The sequence below is a fragment of the Panacibacter ginsenosidivorans genome, assembly GCF_007971225.1.
Taxonomy (GTDB): Bacteria; Bacteroidota; Bacteroidia; order Chitinophagales; family Chitinophagaceae; genus Panacibacter; species Panacibacter ginsenosidivorans.
The window spans coordinates 87,273-106,136 of record NZ_CP042435.1; the positions used below are offsets into that span (position 1 = coordinate 87,273).

Genomic DNA, 18,864 nt, shown 5'->3' on the forward strand with positions numbered 1-18,864 from the left:
TTAAAAGAAATATTTATTGGAGCTGCAGATCAAACGCAACTTTTTTGGGAGGAAGACATTCTTTGTCGTTGCAAACCATGTATTCAATATTGCCGGTAAGGTTTGTTTTAACTGCTGATTTAAGATTAACGGTATGTGTAAATGTTACTTTATTATCAAAATATTTTACATCCACATCAAACACTTCCTCATGTTTACTTTGTAGTGTACCATTTTCTTTAGGAATACCGGTAACAGTAATTAATGGATTTGTTTTATACACAAATTTTGTTGGCACAGGGCCGCCTTTTGGTGTTGTTTGAGAATAAATATGCCAGGGCTTTTCTATAACTGCCGTATAAGTTATCTCATACACTTTATCAGATTTTTTTGTTGCGGTATAGGTCCATTTTACAGGATCTTTAAATTGTGCAAATGCTGCACCTGCAATACTGAATAAAGTAATAAAAAGTAATAATTTTTTCATGATGCTTTTTGTTCTAATGTACAAGTGTGCGACGCAAGAGAAGCTGGATTGAAATACAACTGCATGGCCACACAAAATCAACTTACGTAATTACGACGAAGTGGTTCAATCCTTGCGCCGTTTATTGTTAATTCATTCCGAAAATGCGGAATACTTCAAGGCCGTCCATATTGCCCAATTCTTTATTGGAAGCTCTTTCCGGATGCGGCATCATGCCAAACACATTGCCTGCTTTATTGCGTATGCCGGCAATATTCCTGGTTGCGCCATTGGGGTTGTATGCAGGATCTATATTGCCTTTCTCATCGCAATACCTGAAGATTATTTGATTGTTTGCTTCCAGTTGGTTCAGTACTTCTTCACTTGCATAATAACGTCCGTCACCATGCGCCACCGGAATTTTCAATGCCTTGCCATTTGCATCATTAATGATAAATGAATTCTTGCAAACAAATTGCTGTTGTCCATTTGGCAGCAACACGCCGGGCAGCAAATGGCTTTCACATAAAATCTGGAAGCCGTTGCATACGCCAAGTACTTTACCACCCTTGTTGGCAAATTCAATTACACTTTGCATCATCGGGCTAAAACGTGCAATGGCACCACAACGCAGGTAATCGCCATAAGAAAAACCACCGGGCAGCACTATGCAATCATCTGTGGTAAACATGCTCAGGTCTTTGTCTTTATGCCAAAGCATGATCACTTCTTTTTTAAGATCGTTTTGCAAAGCGTCCTGCATATCACGGTCGCAGTTTGAGCCGGGGAAAACAACAATTCCAAATTTCATGAGCCTGTATTATAGTTATAATATTTTTTATGTACCCAACTGTTGATCATTTATTAAACATCGTTGCGTCGCACTCTTCAGGTTTCTTATCAATATTGAGCCTAAAAAAAGAAAGTGCAAAGTTAGCGGCTGAATGGCTAAAAAATACTAAAATTTAGTAACAATCCAGTTGTTATAAAGGATAAGTATTACAAAAAGCCAAAATAATAAAGCGGGTAGTAAACTTTTTCGTGAATATAACCAGGTGTTGGAAATAAATGCAGCACCTGCTGGTGCAGCCAGCAATAATGCGTTTGGCCAGCTATTTTTTATAAAGAATATGCCGGGAATAAATAAAATGATCATGAAAAAAAGTATGCTCCAGTTCTTGCGCACCTGTATTACCATACGATTGCTGTTTGCTTGCCATAAATAAGCACCTGAAATAATTGCAAGCCCCGCAAATACAAGTGTAATGATCGTCATGGCAAGATTAGCAGGACGAATTATCTGCAGCTCAAAAATATCAAGCTGTTTTAAAATTGGTTCAAGCTGGTCTTTTAAAAAAAGATAACCAGCCAAAAAATAAAACGGCGTAAGAATACCCAGTAATAATATCAGCCATTCATTCAGTCTGAAGGGTCTGTAAATTGCAATGGCAATAAGTGCAAGTAAGAGCAAAGGTAAAGCAGCATAATAAAGAATTACCGTGCAGCTAACGATAAGACCAATATTATAAATAAGTGATTTTGGTGTGGAGGCATTATATAATTTTAGCAATCTGAATAGTAACCAGATCACCATACTATTAATGACCAATGCTGCTGATATGTTATTCCATGCGGGAAATAGTGCAGTAAGCAGAATATAAGCCAGCGCCGTTGTATAGGCAGATTTCGGAAACATACGCAGATCATTCAGTGCATAATTTATCCGTAATGCCTGCAATACAACAATAGCATGGTAAAGCAAACCTACTGCAACAACCGGCAAAAAAGTTAACCTAGAAAGCAATGTATAAATAAGCCCGTCGTTTGCAGATGTAATAATTCTGGGAGTATGTTCCCAAAAAAATAAACGAACGCCAATGCTTACTATAAAAAGGCCAAATACGGCTGTTGCTGATTTTTCTTTAAAAAATGATACCACTTGTTTTGCGCTTAATATTCAACTTTTGCAAAACAAATGTAGTTCCTGTACTGGCAAGGAACAACTAATTCATAACTGCTTACCTGTTTTGCATACCTGGGCATAAACTGGTATTCCTTGCTAAGGTTGTGTAAAGTGGGGCTGCGGTTAACTTCCCCATCAGGTGTTATACTTTGATCTGTAAGCAATAACGTTCTTTTTTCGAGCTGGTTAAAAATGAAATGAAATTTGCCACCGGTATTTAATGTGCCATAACCAATAAAATTATCGGTATAATCATCATATTGAGATTTGTTGATGATATTGGTCCATTGCATATTGGCAGTTGAGTCAAGCGCAATAATAGCTATATTATCAGCGAAATAACGGTTTACCTGGAACCCGCCATAATTGCCCCATCTTGACCAGGGATAATAATAGCTGTTATAAAAAGAGGGGCTGTATAAATAATAATCGGACGGACGCATGAAAGGGGAGCCGTATAAATAATCCCAGCGGCTGTAATTCGATCCGCGGGTGCTGCTGTAAACAGATTCTGATGCAATTACAAAACCTCCATCCTTACGCACTAATATATTTTGTATATAAAAATCGTTGAAAGCATATTTGGGATTTCCTTCATTCTTGGCATTGTTACGGATCTCTTCAGAAAAGGTAGTACTGGTCTCGTACATAATTTTTTGATTACGTTTATCCCAGACAGCACAATAGAGGCCATCAATGTTGCCTCTTTTCTGTTTTGAATAAAAGGAACTGATAAGATAGTGCTTGTTTATATTATCAATTTTTATTTTAACGTCATCCAGGTAAATGTCTTTTACATTAAGATCAAAACTGTAAACACTATCATCATCGGGTTGCTTGCTTAGCAATGTGAGCTTATTGATATTATCATTGTCTGCGCTTCCTGCAGCCCTTAAAAAAACCAGAGAGCCATCATTGCCCAGCGTAAATTCAGAAAGAAAATCTGACCTGTTGGGCATATCAACGGTTACACGTGATTTATTGGTTAGTTTAAGATTGTTATCAAAAAGAGAAGTTGTGAGAAAATATCTGTCATTATTTTTACTGTTAATCTTAAATACTGCGATTCGCTGTTTGTCCTCACTGCCTAGAATATTGTAAACGCGGTTATTGGAGAAAGAATTTATAATGGTGGTGTCTAACTCTAAAGGATCGCCAATGATTTTACCATCACCATCAATTTTTGCAGCCATCACATAAGCAATACCACGTTTTTGATATTGATAAAACAGGTAAAAAAAATCTTTGTAGGTGATAAGATCGGTACCCAGTAATTTGTCAGGCATAAAGTCAAGGGTTACATTCTCCACGAGTTTCATTTCCCCATCGTAAACGGAAATATAATTATCTGCCCTGTAATTTTTATAAATGAGGTAGTGATTGTTTATTTTACCTGCAACATCAAAATCCAAAGACTTCTGATCATTATGGTCGGGTTCTGAATAAAATATTTTTTGAGCATTAGCCGTTAAGGTTGAGCAAGCAAACAAGACAATTATAATGGCAATATTTTTAAACATAGATTAATAAATTTAAACAAACAAATGTAAGCATTAGCGTATGCTTACACAGTAATAAAACGGGAAATTAACAGTTTTTGAAAAAGATATGGCCGTTGCTATTCATTTTATTTATAACAACATTTTTCATTATACATTTGTTGCGGATTTAGATATTCTTACTTACAGTTGTTGTACAATATTTTGACATTTTTTTTTGAGATGCCATTGAATTTTGCAGCATTTTTGGGATGCTCTCCATGAGATCAGCAAGGAATAGAGTCATGGAATGGTTTTTAAAGTTGCTTTGTATACACAGGTACAAGAGTGCGACGCAACAGTTGATGCCATGAAATATTATGGACGGATTCATAAAAAGAAATAAAATGCATTCTAAAACGGTAAGTCTCTTTTGACCTAATATAAAAATTTGTGGGCAAGCATTTAAACAAGGTTACGGCAGCCGGGCTTCTTGTAGCATTAGGAATTATTTACGGTGATATAGGAACTTCTCCGCTTTATGTGTTTGATGAAATAATCAAAGGAAGGCAAATTTCAGAAGATCTTGTTATCGGCAGTTTATCGTGTATAATCTGGACACTTACACTACAGACCACCATAAAATATGTGATACTTACGCTTAAGGCTGATAACAGGGGCGAAGGTGGTATTTTCTCTCTCTATGCATTGGTTAGGCGACAAAAAAAATGGCTGGTATTACCTGCTATGATAGGTGGTGCAGCGTTACTGGCTGATGGTATGATCACTCCACCTATTTCTGTAACTTCTGCAATTGAAGGTTTACGGCAGATAGACCAGGTACCTGTTTTTAAAGATATCAGCACAAATGGTATTGTTGTTATAGTTGTATCTATAATGGCTTTGTTGTTTTTTTTGCAGCAGTTTGGTACGGCTTCCATAGGTACATTGTTTGGCCCTATCATGTTTGTTTGGTTTGCTATGTTAGCTGTGTTAGGTAGTTCGCACCTGCTTGATGACCTGCATATATTTCGTGCATTTAGCCCGCACTATGCTATTGAGTTGCTGGCTACTTACCCTAAAGGTTTCTGGATACTGGGCTCGGTCTTTCTTTGTACCACGGGGGCTGAGGCACTGTACTCAGATCTTGGCCATTGCGGAAGGGCTAATATCCGTTACTCCTGGATATTTGTAAAAAGCTGTTTAATCCTTAACTATCTTGGGCAGGGCGCTTACCTGCTCGCTCATTTCGAAGGACAAACTTTTGATACAGAAAAATTAAAAGTATTGTTTAGCATAATGCCAGATTGGTTCAGGCTGATAGGTATTGTAATAGCTACAACTGCGGCCATTATTGCAAGCCAGGCTTTGATCAGTGGCTCGTTTACACTCATCAGTGAAAGTATTCGCCTGAATTTATGGCCTAAGATGCAGATAAAATATCCAACAGAAGCAAGAGGCCAGTTGTTTATAGGTGGCATTAACCTTTTACTTTTTGTGGGTTGTTGCGGTATTTCTATTTACTTCAAAGATTCAACACATATGGCGGCTGCCTATGGGTTGGCAATTACCATGTGTATGATCAGTACGTCTATTCTATTTGCTAATTTTCTCGTGGGACGACGAGTCAATGCTGCATGGATATATCTATACCTGCTGGTTTATCTCACCATAGAAATAGCCTTCCTGATAGCCAATCTTGAAAAATTCCCACACGGTGGTTATGTAACATTGGTAGTTGGTGGTGGTCTTTTCACAGTAATGTATGTTTGGTACAGGAGCAGGCGCATCAAGAACCGCTATGTTGAATTTGTTAGAATGGAGCATTATATACCAATGATCCAGGAATTAAGTAATGATAAAACCGTGACTAAGTATGCAACGCACTTGGTGTATATGACAAGTGCCAATAACCCGAAAGAAATCGAACATAAGATCATTTACTCTATACTAAACAAAAAACCGAAGCGTGCAGATATATACTGGTTTGTGCATGTGGATACCATGGATGATCCTTACACATCAGAATATATTGTGGAGCATATTATTCCCAACGATATTATCCGTGTTGAATTCAGGCTGGGCTTTCGTGTACAGCAAAAGATAAACCTCATGTTCCGCAAAGTAGTGGAAGAACTGGTTAATAACAATGAAGTGAACATCACCAGCCGTTATGAAAGCCTCGAAAAAAATAATGTGGTGGGAGATTTTCAGTTTATTGTAATGGAAAAATACCTCTCCAACGACAACGAATTACCTTTCTTTGAAAGAGTAATCATGAAACTGCATTTCTGGCTCAAAGAAATCAGTCTCAGCGAAGAAAGAGGTTTTGGCCTCGATCCCAGTTTTGTAACAGTGGAAAAATTCCCGCTTATTGTATCGCCGGTTCCGCAAATACCGCTTACGCGAATTTTCAACGAGCAAAGCGAGGAGTAAAAAGTACAGAAACTTTTGTGTACAAACTGAGGGTTTTCATGGCATCGACTGTTGTGTCACTCACTTGTACGTTCTGTATGTTTATTCATCAGTTATAAGAACGCAAAGTCGTAGTTTTCTTTCCGCCCATATATTGAACGATCCACATGATCGTAAAACTAGGAATGAAATCTGTGCCCGGCAGAATTTCTTCAACAAAGTTGAAAAGCCCGCCAAATGCACCTTTCCAGCCGCCAAAGGTTTTATAAAAAATAAAACCTGAAATAGGCGCCCAGATAATATCAGCAAACTCACCCAAGCCGGGAATTGCATAAGAAGCATAGCCAATAATGTCCATCACAATACAAAAAAGAAGTGAAGCTTTTTGATTGTTCATTGCTTTCATTTTTAATTAATAGTTACATCAAATTAGCTACCAATCTTTACAGTTGCCGTTTTAATTAGTTGCAATAGCTTTAGGAATATTACAATTTACTTCAGAATTTATACAGAATGTCTGGTCAATCTTGCAACTTTGATTTATGAAGTTATTGGTCATAGAAGATGAGGTTGCTCTAAGCAACAGCATTTGCGATTTCCTGAACAGCGAAAATTTTATGTGCGAAACAGCATATGATTTTCATGTTGCTATGGAGAAGATCGCGTTGTATGAATATGCCTGCATTATACTGGATATAACACTTCCGGGTGGAAGCGGTCTGGAAATATTAAAGGAACTAAAAAAAGAAAATAAAGCAGACGGAGTGTTGATCATCTCAGCAAAAAATTCATTGGATGACAAAGTGCTTGGTCTCAAAACAGGTGCTGATGATTACCTTACAAAACCTTTTCATTTGCCCGAACTTGGTGCCAGGGTTCATGCCATCATTCGCCGTAAATCATTCGGAGGCATGAATGTCATACAGTTCGATGAGCTAACACTTAATCTGCAAAATAAAACTGTAAAAGCCGCTGATAAACTGATTGATCTTACCAGAAAGGAATATGAATTGTTATTGTATTTTATCAGCAATAAAAATAAAGTGATCAGTAAAGGCGCCATAGCAGAACATTTGTGGGGCGACAATATGGACCTTGCAGATAACTATGATTTCATTTACACACACATCAAAAACCTGCGGAAAAAAATAATGCAGAATGGTTGTCCTGATTATATCATTTCTGTTTATGGAATGGGTTATAAACTAATGGTGCCTTCAGTAAAATGAAATTGCTTACAAAATATAACCGCATAAACCTGTTCTCGACAGTTATTATTTTTCTGTTAGCCAGTGTTGCTTTTGCTTTGCTACTGCATTATATATTGATAAATCAGGTAGATGAGGATCTGAAGATCGAGCAAAATGAAATAACATCTTATATACAGAAATATAACAAACTTCCCGAAGTTATAAAAGTAAGGGACCAGCAAACATTTTATAAGCCAGTTGAACAATCACAAGTAAGTGACAAAAAACACTTTTATAATTTAAAAATTTATAACGATCAGGATAAAGAACAGAAATTATTTCGTGAATTGAATTTTAATATTGATGCAGGCGGGCAATGGTATCTCGTCGCAGTAAGAAAATCATTGGAAGGAACAGATGACCTGGTGCAGTCTATCATTGTTATAACAGTTATTACCATCTTACTTATACTTGTGGCAACATTTCTTATCAACCGCATTGTATTAAGAAGATTGTGGCAACCATTTTATGATACGCTGCAAAACGTGGGTAGTTTTAAATTAGGTAAAAGCAAGTTGCAACTTCCTGCAACCAATATAGATGAATTTGCTTTAATGAATAAAACTCTGCAGCAAGCTATTACAAAAGCCGAAGAAGATTATGTTTTGCTGAAACAGTTTACGGAGAATGCTTCCCATGAACTGCAAACACCACTTGCGGTGATACGTTCCAAGCTGGATTTGCTAATACAGGATGAATATTTAACTGCAGGACAAAGCAGTGCCGTTCAGTCTGCTTATGATGCGCTGCAGAAATTAAGCCGGATGAACCAGTCGCTCTTGTTGCTTACAAAAATTGAGAACAGGCAGTTTAGTGAAACAAAAGTAATAGATATGAAAGCTCTCACCGAAACAAAACTGAACCAGTTTAAAGAACTTTGGCAAAATAAAAATATCACCGTCACACCTTTACTGCAACAGTCATCTGTTACATTCAACCCAATGCTTGCAGATATATTGCTTAATAATCTTTGCAGTAATGCAACCAAACATAATATTGCCGGAGGTAGCATAGATATTGAGTTAAATGCGCTATCATTAATCTTTCGTAATACAGGCACGGCAGAAGCTTTGGATAAAAGTAAATTATTCACCAGGTTTTATAAATCCGGTTATGCCCAGGATAGTTATGGCCTTGGGCTTTCTATTATTAAACAGATTTGTGAAGTGTCTTCATGCAGTATTGATTATTCATTTGAAGGCAGTAATACGCATATATTTTCAGTAAATTGGTAAACAAGTAATACTTTTAAAAAAGGCACTTCAAATTTTCTTCAAAATTCAGTTTTTATTTTGTTTATAAAAGCTGATGCTTAAATCTCTGCTATTATTTTTTTTAGTTGCCTTTTCTGTGCCTGTAGTTGCCCAGGAAAAGAATCTTGACTATTATATTTCTGCAGGTATACAAAACAGCCCACTGTTAAAAGATTACAATAACCAGCAACAGAGTAACCAGGTTGACAGCCTTCGAATACTTGCTTCTCTTAAACCACAGGTGAATGGTGTCAGTAACAATTCTTATGCACCGGTAATCGGTGGCTGGGGTTATGATAATGCCATAACAAATAGCGCCAACATCAGTGCTTTAATAACTGTTACCAAAACAATTCTTAGTAAAGCAAACGTTAACACACAATTTGAATCCATCAGCCTTCAAAATAAAGCGCTTAATATTTCAGGAAAAATAACTGAGCAGGATTTTAAGAAAGCCATCACATCCCAATATATAACAGTGTATGGGCTATGGCAGCAATACAGTTTTAATAAAGAATTGTACGACCTGCTGAAAAAGGAAGAAACAATACTTAAAGTGCTCACGGAAAAAGCCGTGTACAGGCAGACAGATTATCTTACTTTTCTTGTAACGGTGCAACAGCAGGAGTTACAGATCACTCAAATTAAACAACAATACCAGAATGAATTTGCAACACTTAATTATATCTGTGGTTTGCAGGACACATCTTTTGTAGTTATCGCTGCGCCTGCATTAGAACCAACCATGCTCACAGAAATTGAACAAACTATTTTTTATCAACAGTATCAAACAGACAGTCTGAAATTGAAAAACCAGGATGCCCTGATTGATTATAATTACAAGCCAAAACTTAATCTTTACACAGATGGCGGTTATCTTTCTTCTCTTGCTGTAACACCATATAAAAACTTTGGTATAAGTGCCGGTGTTAGTTTAAATGTGCCTATTTATGATGGCAAGCAAAAGAAGATGCAACATGATAAAATTAATATTGCAGAGCAAACAAGGCAGCATTATCGTGATTATTTTACAACGCAATACAATCAGCAAATAGCACAATTACAGCAGCAATTACAATCAACGCAACAATTAATTGATAATGCCAACACACAAATAAAATTTTCAGAAGGGCTAATGGAAGCCAACCGCAAACTGTTGGCAACGGGTGATGCAAGGATCGTTGATTATTTAGTAGCCATCAGTAATTACCTCAATGCAAAAAATATTATTACCCAAAGCACCGTAAATAAACTGCAGATCATTAACCAACTAAACTATTGGAACAGAAAATGAAAAAATATGAAGCTGTCATAAAAATTATTTTTTATGCAATTTTTACATGCCTTTTGCAGTCTTGCAAAGAAGCACCATCTTCTTCAGAAGAAGAGACAGATGTAGCTGCGGAAGATATTCAAACGCCTGTAACCATTACCAGTCCTGTAATTGGCAATATGCAGGAAACTATTGAACTAAACGCAACTTCTGCTTTTCTGCTCAAGACTTTTGTAAAGTCAAATGTAAACGGCTACCTGAAAACGGTGAATGCACAGGTTGGTAAATATGTAAGCAAGGGACAGGAGCTTTTTATTATTAAAACAAAAGAAGCAGAGAGCCTTGGTAATATTGTAAACAGCATTGATAGCTCATTACACTTCGAAGGTGTAGTGCATATAAAAGCACCTGGCAGCGGTTACATTACACAACTTACTTACCAGGCTGGTGATTATGTACAGGATGGCGAACAACTTGCAGTGATTACCGATACAAAGAGTTTTGTCTTTTTACTCAATGTGCCTTACGAGTTGAAGCCATATTTAGCAGCCAATAAAAACATACAATTGCATTTGCCCGATAGCGCTGTGCTTGATGGATACGTAAGTGCAGCAATGCCCACTGTTGATGCAGCATCACAAACGCAAGGTTATGTAATTAAAGTAAACACTGCAGCAAACATTCCTGAAAACCTTATTGCGAAAGTAAACCTTGTAAAAAAATCGGTAATTAATACGGCGTCGTTGCCAAAGGCGTGTGTGCTTACAGATGAAGTGCAAAGTGAATTCTGGATAATGAAACTGATCAATGATTCTGTTGCTGTAAAAGTGCCGGTGCAAAAAGGTATTGAGAATGGAGATCACGTGCAGATCCTTTCCCCACCTTTATTTGCGGAGGATAAAATTTTACTTACAGGTAATTACGGTTTGTCAGATACTGCGAGAGTAATCATTGAAAAATAGCAATAAGAAAATTTTATGAATCAAGCTTTTGTTCTCAAATGATACTGTTGTTGCGTCGCACACTTGTAAAATAAAGCCTTGAGCAGCGAGCCACGGGCTTCGGGCTTTCAAAGGCTCATAGCTATTCTCAGCACAAGAGTGCGACGCAACAGGCGATGCCATAAAATAGAATTGTTGGGTACATAAAAAAGATACAGCATACAATAAAAATTATTCATGCGCCAGTTTTTTCATACACATAAGAATCCTGTTACTGTCATCATTGTCATTATTATACTTGGCGGCATGTTTGCATACAGCCAGATGCAAACCTCGCTTTTTCCTGAGATCACATTTCCTAAAATAAAAATTATTGCAGATGCGGGGCAACAGCCGGTAAATAAAATGATGATCACAGTAACACGGCCATTGGAGAATGCTATAAAAAAAGTGCCGCAGTTGCAAACTATACGTAGTACTACAAGTCGCGGCAGTTGCGAAATATCTGCATATCTTAATTGGGATGCAAACATTGATATAAGTCAGCAACGAATTGAAGCGCTTATTAATGAAATACGCAACACATTGCCGCCGGGAATTGATATTACGGTGGAGCGTATGAACCCTTCCATACTGCAGGTAATTGGTTATTCACTTGAAAGTAAAACCCGCTCTGCCATTGATCTTAAGCTGCTAGCCGATTATACAGTAAAGCCTTTTCTTTCACAGGTAGAAGGTGTATCGCAGATAATGGTGGTTGGTGGAAAAACAAAAGAATACTGGTTGCAGTTGGACATACAAAAGATGACTTCACTAAGTATTACGCCTGATATGATCAACACTGCGCTTAGTAATACCAACTTTATAAGATCGAATGGTTACTTAAGTGATTACCGGCAAATGTACCTGACAGTTACTGATGCATCTGTTAGTTCAAAAGACGAGTTGGAAAATATTGTTATCAGTAACAACAAACGCATTGTATTGTTGAAGGACATTGCTGATGTGCAGATACAGGAAGCCAAAGAATATGTAAAGATCAATTCCAATGGTCATGAAAGCGTTTTGCTTGGTGTAATAAAACAACCCAATGCAAACCTTGTTGATCTTTCTGATAAAATGGCTACAAAACTTGCTGATCTTAAAAGAATATTACCTAAAGATGTATCTATTGAACCATATTATGTGCAGGCCGATTTTGTAAAAGATTCTATTAAAAGTGTAACCGACAGTTTGTGGATCGGGCTTGTGTTGGCAATACTTGTTGCCATTGTTTTCCTGCGTTCATTCAAAGCAAGCAGTGTAATTCTTGTTACAATCCCAATCACTTTATTGCTTACGCTTATTTGGTTGTATGCCATTGGACAAACATTCAATATTATGACGCTGGGTGCTATTGCCGCAGCCATAGGATTGATCATTGATGATGCCATTGTAGTAGTGGAACAAATTCACCGCACACATGAAGAATTCCCTGATGAGCCTACTACATCACTGGTGCATAAAGCCATTAATTATTTACTTCCTGCGATGATAGGTTCTTCATTAAGCACCATTGTAATATTTGTTCCATTCTTTTTAATGACGGGTGTTGCAGGCGCTTATTTTAAAGTGATGACTGATTCTATGATCATCACATTGGTTTGTTCTTTTTTTGTTACATGGGTTATACTGCCTGTTATCTATATGCTTTTTACAAAAGATGTTACAGCAAATTCAGTTACAAAAAAGAAAACAGCGCACGGCGTAAAACAACAACCATGGATAGCATTTTTTATTAAACGACCTTATATAAGTTTTGCCATCATCATTACACTCGCATTTTCTATTTACTTTATACTACCAAAACTGCAAATAGGATTTTTACCTGAGATGGATGAAGGCAGCATTGTGTTTGATTATGCTACACCGCCCGGTACATCACTGCAGGAAACCGACAGGATCTTACGCGAAGTGGAAAAATTAATTATGCAGGTTCCTGAAGTGGAAACCTATTCAAGAAGAACAGGAACGCAAATGGGTTTTTTTATTACAGAACCAAACACAGGCGATTACCTGATACAGCTAAAAAAAGACCGTGCAAAAACAACGGATGAAGTAATTGATGAGATACGCCAAAAGGTTGAAAGCTCACAACCCGCATTACGGGCGGATTTCGGCCAGGTGATTGGTGATATGCTTGGCGATCTCATGTCTTCTGTGCAACCAGTCGAAGTGAAAATTTTCGGCAGCGATCAAAAAAAATTACAACAACTTTCACAGCAGGTTGCTGATATCGTTTCAAATGTACGGGGTACTGCAGATGTGTTTGATGGAATTGTTATCGCCGGTCCATCTGTAAGTGTTGCGCCCAACAGTGCTAATCTTGCGCAGTATGGAATTACACCGTCAGACCTGCAATACCAGTTGCAAACTGCACTGGAAGGAAACATTATTGGTTCAGTATATGATAAGGAGCAACTAAGCAATGTACGCATGGTGTATCCCGGTAACAGAACGCTAAGTGTTGATGGCCTTAATCAACTGCAGGTATTTCTTCCGGGCGGGCAATTAAAGCCGATCAATTCATTAGCAGGTATCCATGTTAATTCCGGTGATGCAGAAATACAAAGAGAAAATTTACAATCAATGGGTATTGTAACCGCGAGGTTAGATAACCGTGATTTGGGCAGCGCTATAAAAGATATCCAGCAACAGGTATCATCAAAAATTTCTTTACCACAAGGTTATGCAATTGTATATGGCGGCGATTATGCAAACCAGCAGCAATCATTTAAAGAGTTGCTCATCATTCTCATCAGTGCGAGCCTCCTTGTTTTTACAGTAATATTGTTTTTGTTTAAAGATTTTCGCATTGCGTTTATCATACTGCTTATTGCTATACTTGGAATTGCAGGAAGCTATATGGGACTTTACTTTACTAACACCGCATTAAACGTTGGAAGTTATACAGGATTAATCATGATCGTTGGTATCATAGGCGAAAATGCCATTTTCACTTTTTTGCAATTCAAAGAATCATTGAAAGAATCAAACGATATTGACCAGGCAATTATCTATTCCATTTCAACAAGACTGCGCCCCAAATTAATGACGGCACTTGGCGCTATCATTGCGTTAATGCCTATTGCGCTTGGCATAGGCACTGGCGCACAATTGCATCAGCCTTTGGCCATTGCAGTTATTGGTGGTTTTATTGTTGCAATGCCTTTGCTTTTAATTGTATTACCAACTTTAATACGACTGGTATTTAAAAAGAATCATGCATCATTATTAAAGCATGGATAATTTTTTTGAGCCAGGCAATAGGATAGAAGTTAAGCTTTCGTTGCGTCGCACACTTGTGCAATTGGATATTAAATGGGCGATGATATGAAAGTGCAGGCGTTCGACACAACGGAAGATTGGTTTTATTTTTCAGTTGGAGTTATGACTATTTTTAATTTAAACTGGGTACAATATTGTTCATAACCGTACGAAATATATTTCTGCAACTCATCGGGCATAGAATTTCTTATGAAACGAGAGTTACAGTTACCAACTATCTTGCATGTAAAAAAATTGCTTACGTAGTGTCATGTGCTTACATATATCAATAAGTAACATTAACAGTGATAATAGCTGTCATACGATAATTAAAGCTGATATTTACAACTTACAAATTTCTTTCCGCTAAAAGCCATATGCTTCCATCCTTTTAAAGCCATTGCTACTTTTTATTCAAAGTCATTTGTTGCGTTCGAAAAAATTATTTGGGTTAAAAATCTCTTCTCAAAAGTATTTACATGTTAGTCATTATCGTTTTTTTTCTGTGCCATTGGTTCTTCTCCTTATTTTTTCATTCCTTCTTTTTACATCGTTATGCATCCCATCAAATGTATACGGTAAGCAGAGGATGGGAAAGAACCATCTATCTATGTACATGGATTGCACAGGGTTCATCTTATCTTGTTCCAAGGGCGTATGCTGTGATGCACAGGATGCACCACACTTACAGCGACACGGAAAAAGATCCGCATTCCCCACATTTTTTTAAAGACGTCATTCATATGACGCTGCATACGGCGCGTATTTTCCGTGGTTTTGTAACAGGCAAGGATCTGCCTGAAGCACAGTTTACCAAAGAATATTTACCTGCGTGGAACCGGCTGGATAACTTTGGAAACAAAGCCGTGATAAGGGTTTTGTTTGGTGCAGCTTATGTAACGATATACATATTGTTTGCACCTAATGCGTGGTGGTTTCTTTTGCTGCCCATACATTTTTTAATGGGCCCGATACAAGGTGCCCTTGTAAACTGGTGCGGGCATAAATATGGTTACCGCAATTACGATAATGGCGATCATTCAAAAAATAGTTCTCCCTTCGGTATTGTAATGATGGGTGAATTGTTTCAAAATAATCATCACCATGCAAAGAACAATGCAAACTTTGCACGTAAGTGGTTTGAGTTTGATCTTACCTATTCTATCATGCGTGTATTGCATGCAGTAAAGATCATTAAACTAAAGCCACTGGCTGTTAGTGTATGATCTGCAGATTGAGCAACGTTCTTGACTCAATAAGAATAACAGGCTACTATGTTTAAAAAATATAGTAGCCTTTTTTGTTACCGGCATTTGAACCCCGGCAGAAACGCTGTTGCGTCGCACACTTCAACGCTTTGTTCTATGTTGGGCAATGCACAGAATGTACAAGTGAGTGACACAACGATGCTTAATAGCAGCACAACAGTTAAGATCAGAATAGCTCTGTAATTTATACGGCATATCGTTATAATGTTTGTTTTATACCTGAACCGGAATAAAAAACATCAGAAAAGATGTTTTAAAATTCTTTACTTTATTAGCTTAAAAAAACATTCACTTAATTAATGCCATATGATGATGAGACCAATTTGCATTATTGCACTTATTTGTGTTACGTTCAATTTATCTGCCCAGCAAATAACGCCAACACCCGAACAAATTAAAACATTAACCGCAGAATGGAAGGGCGAACGCTTTGCAGATGGAAGACCTAAGACTTCAGATCGCTTTTTAGCACGTTTAAAAAATGTGTCGCTGGAAGAAGCATGGGGCTACCTGCGCAACAAAGGATATCAAAATCAGTTTGAAGGCGACTGGACAATTATTCGTCCTGATTCTGTAATGGTAGGCCGTGTGGTGACTGCGCAGTACATGCCGCTGCGACCAGACTATGATAAACTTATAAAAGATAAAGGCAAAACGGAAGGACGTATTGGCGGCACCAACTCGTGGCCCATTGATGTATTGCAAAATGGTGATGTATATGTTGCCGATAGTTATGGAAAGATCGTTGACGGAACACTTATAGGCGATAATCTTGGCAATGCTATTTATGCAAAGTCGCATACAGGTGTTGTGTTCTATGGTTCTGTAAGAGATATAGAGGGCCTTGAAGAGATCAATGGATTTAATGGTTGGGTAAAAGGTTACGATCCTTCATACATACAACAAATGATGCTTGCGGGTATCAATGTTCCCATTCGCATTGGAAGAGCAACTGTATTGCCCGGCGATGTTGTGCTGGCAAAGAAAGGTGGCATTGTATTTATTCCTGCGCAGTTTCTTGAAGACCTTGTATTGAATTCAGAATTTGTGCAGCTAAGAGATGCGTTTGGTCACCAGCGTTTGCGTGAAGGTAAATACACGCCTGGTCAGATAGACCAGCAATGGACCGATGAAATAAAAAAAGATTTCCTGCAATGGCTGGATATACAAAAAGATCTTCCCATGACAAGACAGGAATTAGATGCATACATGAAAGACAGAACATGGTAGTGAATAGATTTTATTTTTTATGTACTTAACTGTATTACTACTATCATCTTCGTTGTGTCACTCACTTGTACTACAGAATAAATTTCAGCATTGTGTAAGATTTAAATAACTAGAATATTCGCAAATATCAATCTTGGTGCGGCATCAGAAAAATGACGTTTAGAAAAAGATTGAATGAAGCGTTAAACAACGAAAGCTGCAGGGCTTTGCAAAAATTATTTCACACAGCTTCGTTTAATCAACGAACAAAAGCCCGGCTTTAGACTCTTTCGTTGTAGCGAAATGAAATCTTTTTTAGTCATTTTTCTGGAGCCTTGACTTTTTTTGTTACTTTTTTGTGTCAAGACAAAAAAGTAAATAACAGCTTAGTCAATACTGGAAAGGTTTTGCGCTTTAAATACTTAATTTTTTAAATAATACATTTCTTCTTAATTATATAAAACATCAAAACCAATATGACACCCTCAGAAAAATATATACAAAAACTTGGTCTTAAAGGCCATGATATAAATGAAACAACTACAGAAAACAAAACTGTTGCAGAAGAAAATCCAAGACGTTCTTTTTTAAAAAGATCAGCATTAGGTGGCATTGCACTCGGTGGTGCTTTTATGTTTTCACCAATTGAAGAATTGGTTGCACAAAGCACACAGAATGTAAAACGGTTCTCATCGCCATCTGATTTAAAGATCACCGATATGCGTTATTGCGTAACTACGGTGTTGGGTCGTACTGCTATTATACGCATAGATACCAACCAGGGCATTTATGGTTTGGGAGAAGTGAGGGATGGTGCGGATGAACGTTATGCGCTAATGCTAAAAAGCAGGATACTTGGGCAAAATCCTTGTAACGTAGAACAGCTATTCAAATCACTAAAACAGTTTGGCGGACAAAGCCGGCAGGGTGGTGGTGTATGTGCAGTGGAGATGGCATTATGGGACATAGTAGGCAAAGCATATAACGTTCCTGCATGGCAATTGCTTGGCGGAAGATACCGTGATAAAATAAGATTATACGCAGATACACCGGAAGCAGGCTCTCCGGAAGAACAAAAGAAATTAATGAATTACCGCATCAACGACCAGGGATATACATGGTTGAAAATGGATCTTAGCATTGGTGAATTAAAAGGCAAACCGGGAACATTGGTAAATGATAAATTCTGGCAGAATGATAAAGGTGATTTGCAGCAATGGGGTGACCTGAGTAATCCCATGTCTTATGGAAATACAGCACATCCTTTTACACAAATACAAATAACAGATAAGGGTTTGGATGAGCTTGCCAAACTGGTAGACAATGTAAGAGGTATGCTGGGTTATGATATCCCGCTTTCAACAGATCACTATGGGCATTTTGATGTGAACAATGGAATACGTCTTGGTAAGAAGCTGGAACAATACAGGCTTGCATGGCTGGAAGATGTTATATCATGGGAATATACTGATCAATGGAAAATGCTTTCTGATGCATTGGAAACACCATGTTTAACAGGAGAAGACATTTATTTGTTGAAAAGTTTCAAACCATTGATTGATGCACATGCGGTGGATATTATTCATCCTGATCTTGCAACATCCGGTGGTTTACTGGAAACAAAAAGGATTGGCGATTATGCAGAAGAACATGGCGTAGCAATGGCCATGCACCAGGCTGGTACGCCCATTTCATTTATGTCTTGTGTGCATTGTGCTGCAGCCACACAAAACTTTCTTGCGCTTGAACATCACTCTATTGATCTGCCGTGGTGGGAGAGTTTAGTAAAGACAACAGATGGAAGAAACTTAATTACAAAAGGGTTTGCGAATCTTCCGTTATCTGCTCCGGGCTTGGGTGTTGAGTTAAATGATGAAGTGGTGAAACAACATTTACATCCTTCAGATAAAACATATTTTGAACCAACACCACAATGGAATGATAAACGTTCGCATGACAGAACATTTAGTTAATAGCAGGTAAGATGTACTGAATGTATTTGTTGAAATTTGAAAAGAGCGCACAAGTGAGTGACACAACGAAGACGAGAGTAGCAATACAGT

Annotated in this window: 14 protein-coding genes; 9 read left to right on the top strand and 5 right to left on the bottom strand. The window is 37.7% G+C overall.

Annotated features, from left to right (window positions below; all coding sequences use genetic code 11):
- Positions 1-13 precede the first annotated feature (13 nt).
- The 4 genes from FRZ67_RS00395 to FRZ67_RS00410 form a co-directional block, all read right to left on the bottom strand.
- Positions 14-466, bottom strand: coding sequence for a protein-disulfide reductase DsbD domain-containing protein (locus tag FRZ67_RS00395; protein ID WP_147187634.1), 453 nt, complete (start codon positions 464-466; stop codon positions 14-16).
- A 127-nt stretch (positions 467-593) separates the two neighbouring features.
- On the bottom strand, positions 594-1,256 hold the full coding sequence (purQ, locus tag FRZ67_RS00400; RefSeq protein ID WP_147187635.1) for a phosphoribosylformylglycinamidine synthase subunit PurQ: 663 nt from the start codon (positions 1,254-1,256) through the stop codon (positions 594-596).
- Between the two features lie 147 nt (positions 1,257-1,403).
- Positions 1,404-2,384 (bottom strand): hypothetical protein, encoded by a 981-nt coding sequence (locus FRZ67_RS00405; protein ID WP_147187636.1) that lies wholly within the window; start codon positions 2,382-2,384, stop codon positions 1,404-1,406.
- An 11-nt stretch (positions 2,385-2,395) separates the two neighbouring features.
- Positions 2,396-3,928, bottom strand: a complete 1,533-nt coding sequence (locus FRZ67_RS00410) for a hypothetical protein (RefSeq protein WP_147187637.1) — start codon at positions 3,926-3,928, stop codon at positions 2,396-2,398.
- A gap of 411 nt (positions 3,929-4,339) precedes the next feature.
- Between FRZ67_RS00410 and FRZ67_RS00415 the strand changes: the two genes are divergently transcribed.
- Positions 4,340-6,322, top strand: a complete 1,983-nt coding sequence (locus FRZ67_RS00415) for a KUP/HAK/KT family potassium transporter (RefSeq protein ID WP_147187638.1) — start codon at positions 4,340-4,342, stop codon at positions 6,320-6,322.
- A gap of 88 nt (positions 6,323-6,410) precedes the next feature.
- On the opposite strand, the gene FRZ67_RS00420 is transcribed toward FRZ67_RS00415, so the two are convergent.
- Positions 6,411-6,698 carry a hypothetical protein gene (locus FRZ67_RS00420; protein ID WP_225975460.1) on the bottom strand — a complete coding sequence of 96 codons (288 nt, stop codon included), beginning with the start codon at positions 6,696-6,698 and terminating at the stop codon, positions 6,411-6,413.
- 145 nt (positions 6,699-6,843) lie between these two features.
- On the opposite strand from FRZ67_RS00420, the gene FRZ67_RS00425 reads away from it, so the two are divergent.
- The 8 genes from FRZ67_RS00425 (at position 6,844) to FRZ67_RS00460 (ending at position 18,774) form a co-directional block, all read left to right on the top strand.
- The gene (locus tag FRZ67_RS00425; protein ID WP_147187640.1) at positions 6,844-7,530 is read left to right on the top strand and encodes a response regulator transcription factor; all 687 of its coding nucleotides are present in this window, start codon (positions 6,844-6,846) and stop codon (positions 7,528-7,530) included.
- A complete protein-coding gene (locus FRZ67_RS00430) occupies positions 7,527-8,786 on the top strand; it encodes a sensor histidine kinase (RefSeq protein ID WP_147187641.1) in 1,260 nt (419 codons plus the stop codon). Before FRZ67_RS00425 ends, FRZ67_RS00430 begins: the two co-directional genes overlap by 4 nt.
- 73 nt (positions 8,787-8,859) lie before the next feature.
- Positions 8,860-10,098: a TolC family protein gene (locus FRZ67_RS00435; protein WP_147187642.1), complete on the top strand. Its 1,239-nt coding sequence runs from the start codon at positions 8,860-8,862 to the stop codon at positions 10,096-10,098.
- Positions 10,095-11,039: an efflux RND transporter periplasmic adaptor subunit gene (locus FRZ67_RS00440; RefSeq protein WP_147187643.1), complete on the top strand. Its 945-nt coding sequence runs from the start codon at positions 10,095-10,097 to the stop codon at positions 11,037-11,039. Before FRZ67_RS00435 ends, FRZ67_RS00440 begins: the two co-directional genes overlap by 4 nt.
- 216 nt (positions 11,040-11,255) lie before the next feature.
- Positions 11,256-14,306, top strand: coding sequence for an efflux RND transporter permease subunit (locus FRZ67_RS00445; protein WP_147187644.1), 3,051 nt, complete (start codon positions 11,256-11,258; stop codon positions 14,304-14,306).
- A 497-nt stretch (positions 14,307-14,803) separates the two neighbouring features.
- Positions 14,804-15,550 (top strand): fatty acid desaturase, encoded by a 747-nt coding sequence (locus tag FRZ67_RS00450; RefSeq protein WP_147187645.1) that lies wholly within the window; start codon positions 14,804-14,806, stop codon positions 15,548-15,550.
- Positions 15,551-15,898: 348 nt separating this feature from the next.
- Entirely contained in the window at positions 15,899-16,822 is a 924-nt protein-coding gene (locus FRZ67_RS00455; RefSeq protein WP_225975461.1) for an RraA family protein, read from the top strand.
- 455 nt (positions 16,823-17,277) lie between these two features.
- Complete coding sequence (locus FRZ67_RS00460) at positions 17,278-18,774, top strand: mandelate racemase/muconate lactonizing enzyme family protein (protein WP_147187646.1); 1,497 nt, start codon at positions 17,278-17,280, stop codon at positions 18,772-18,774.
- Positions 18,775-18,864 lie beyond the last annotated feature (90 nt).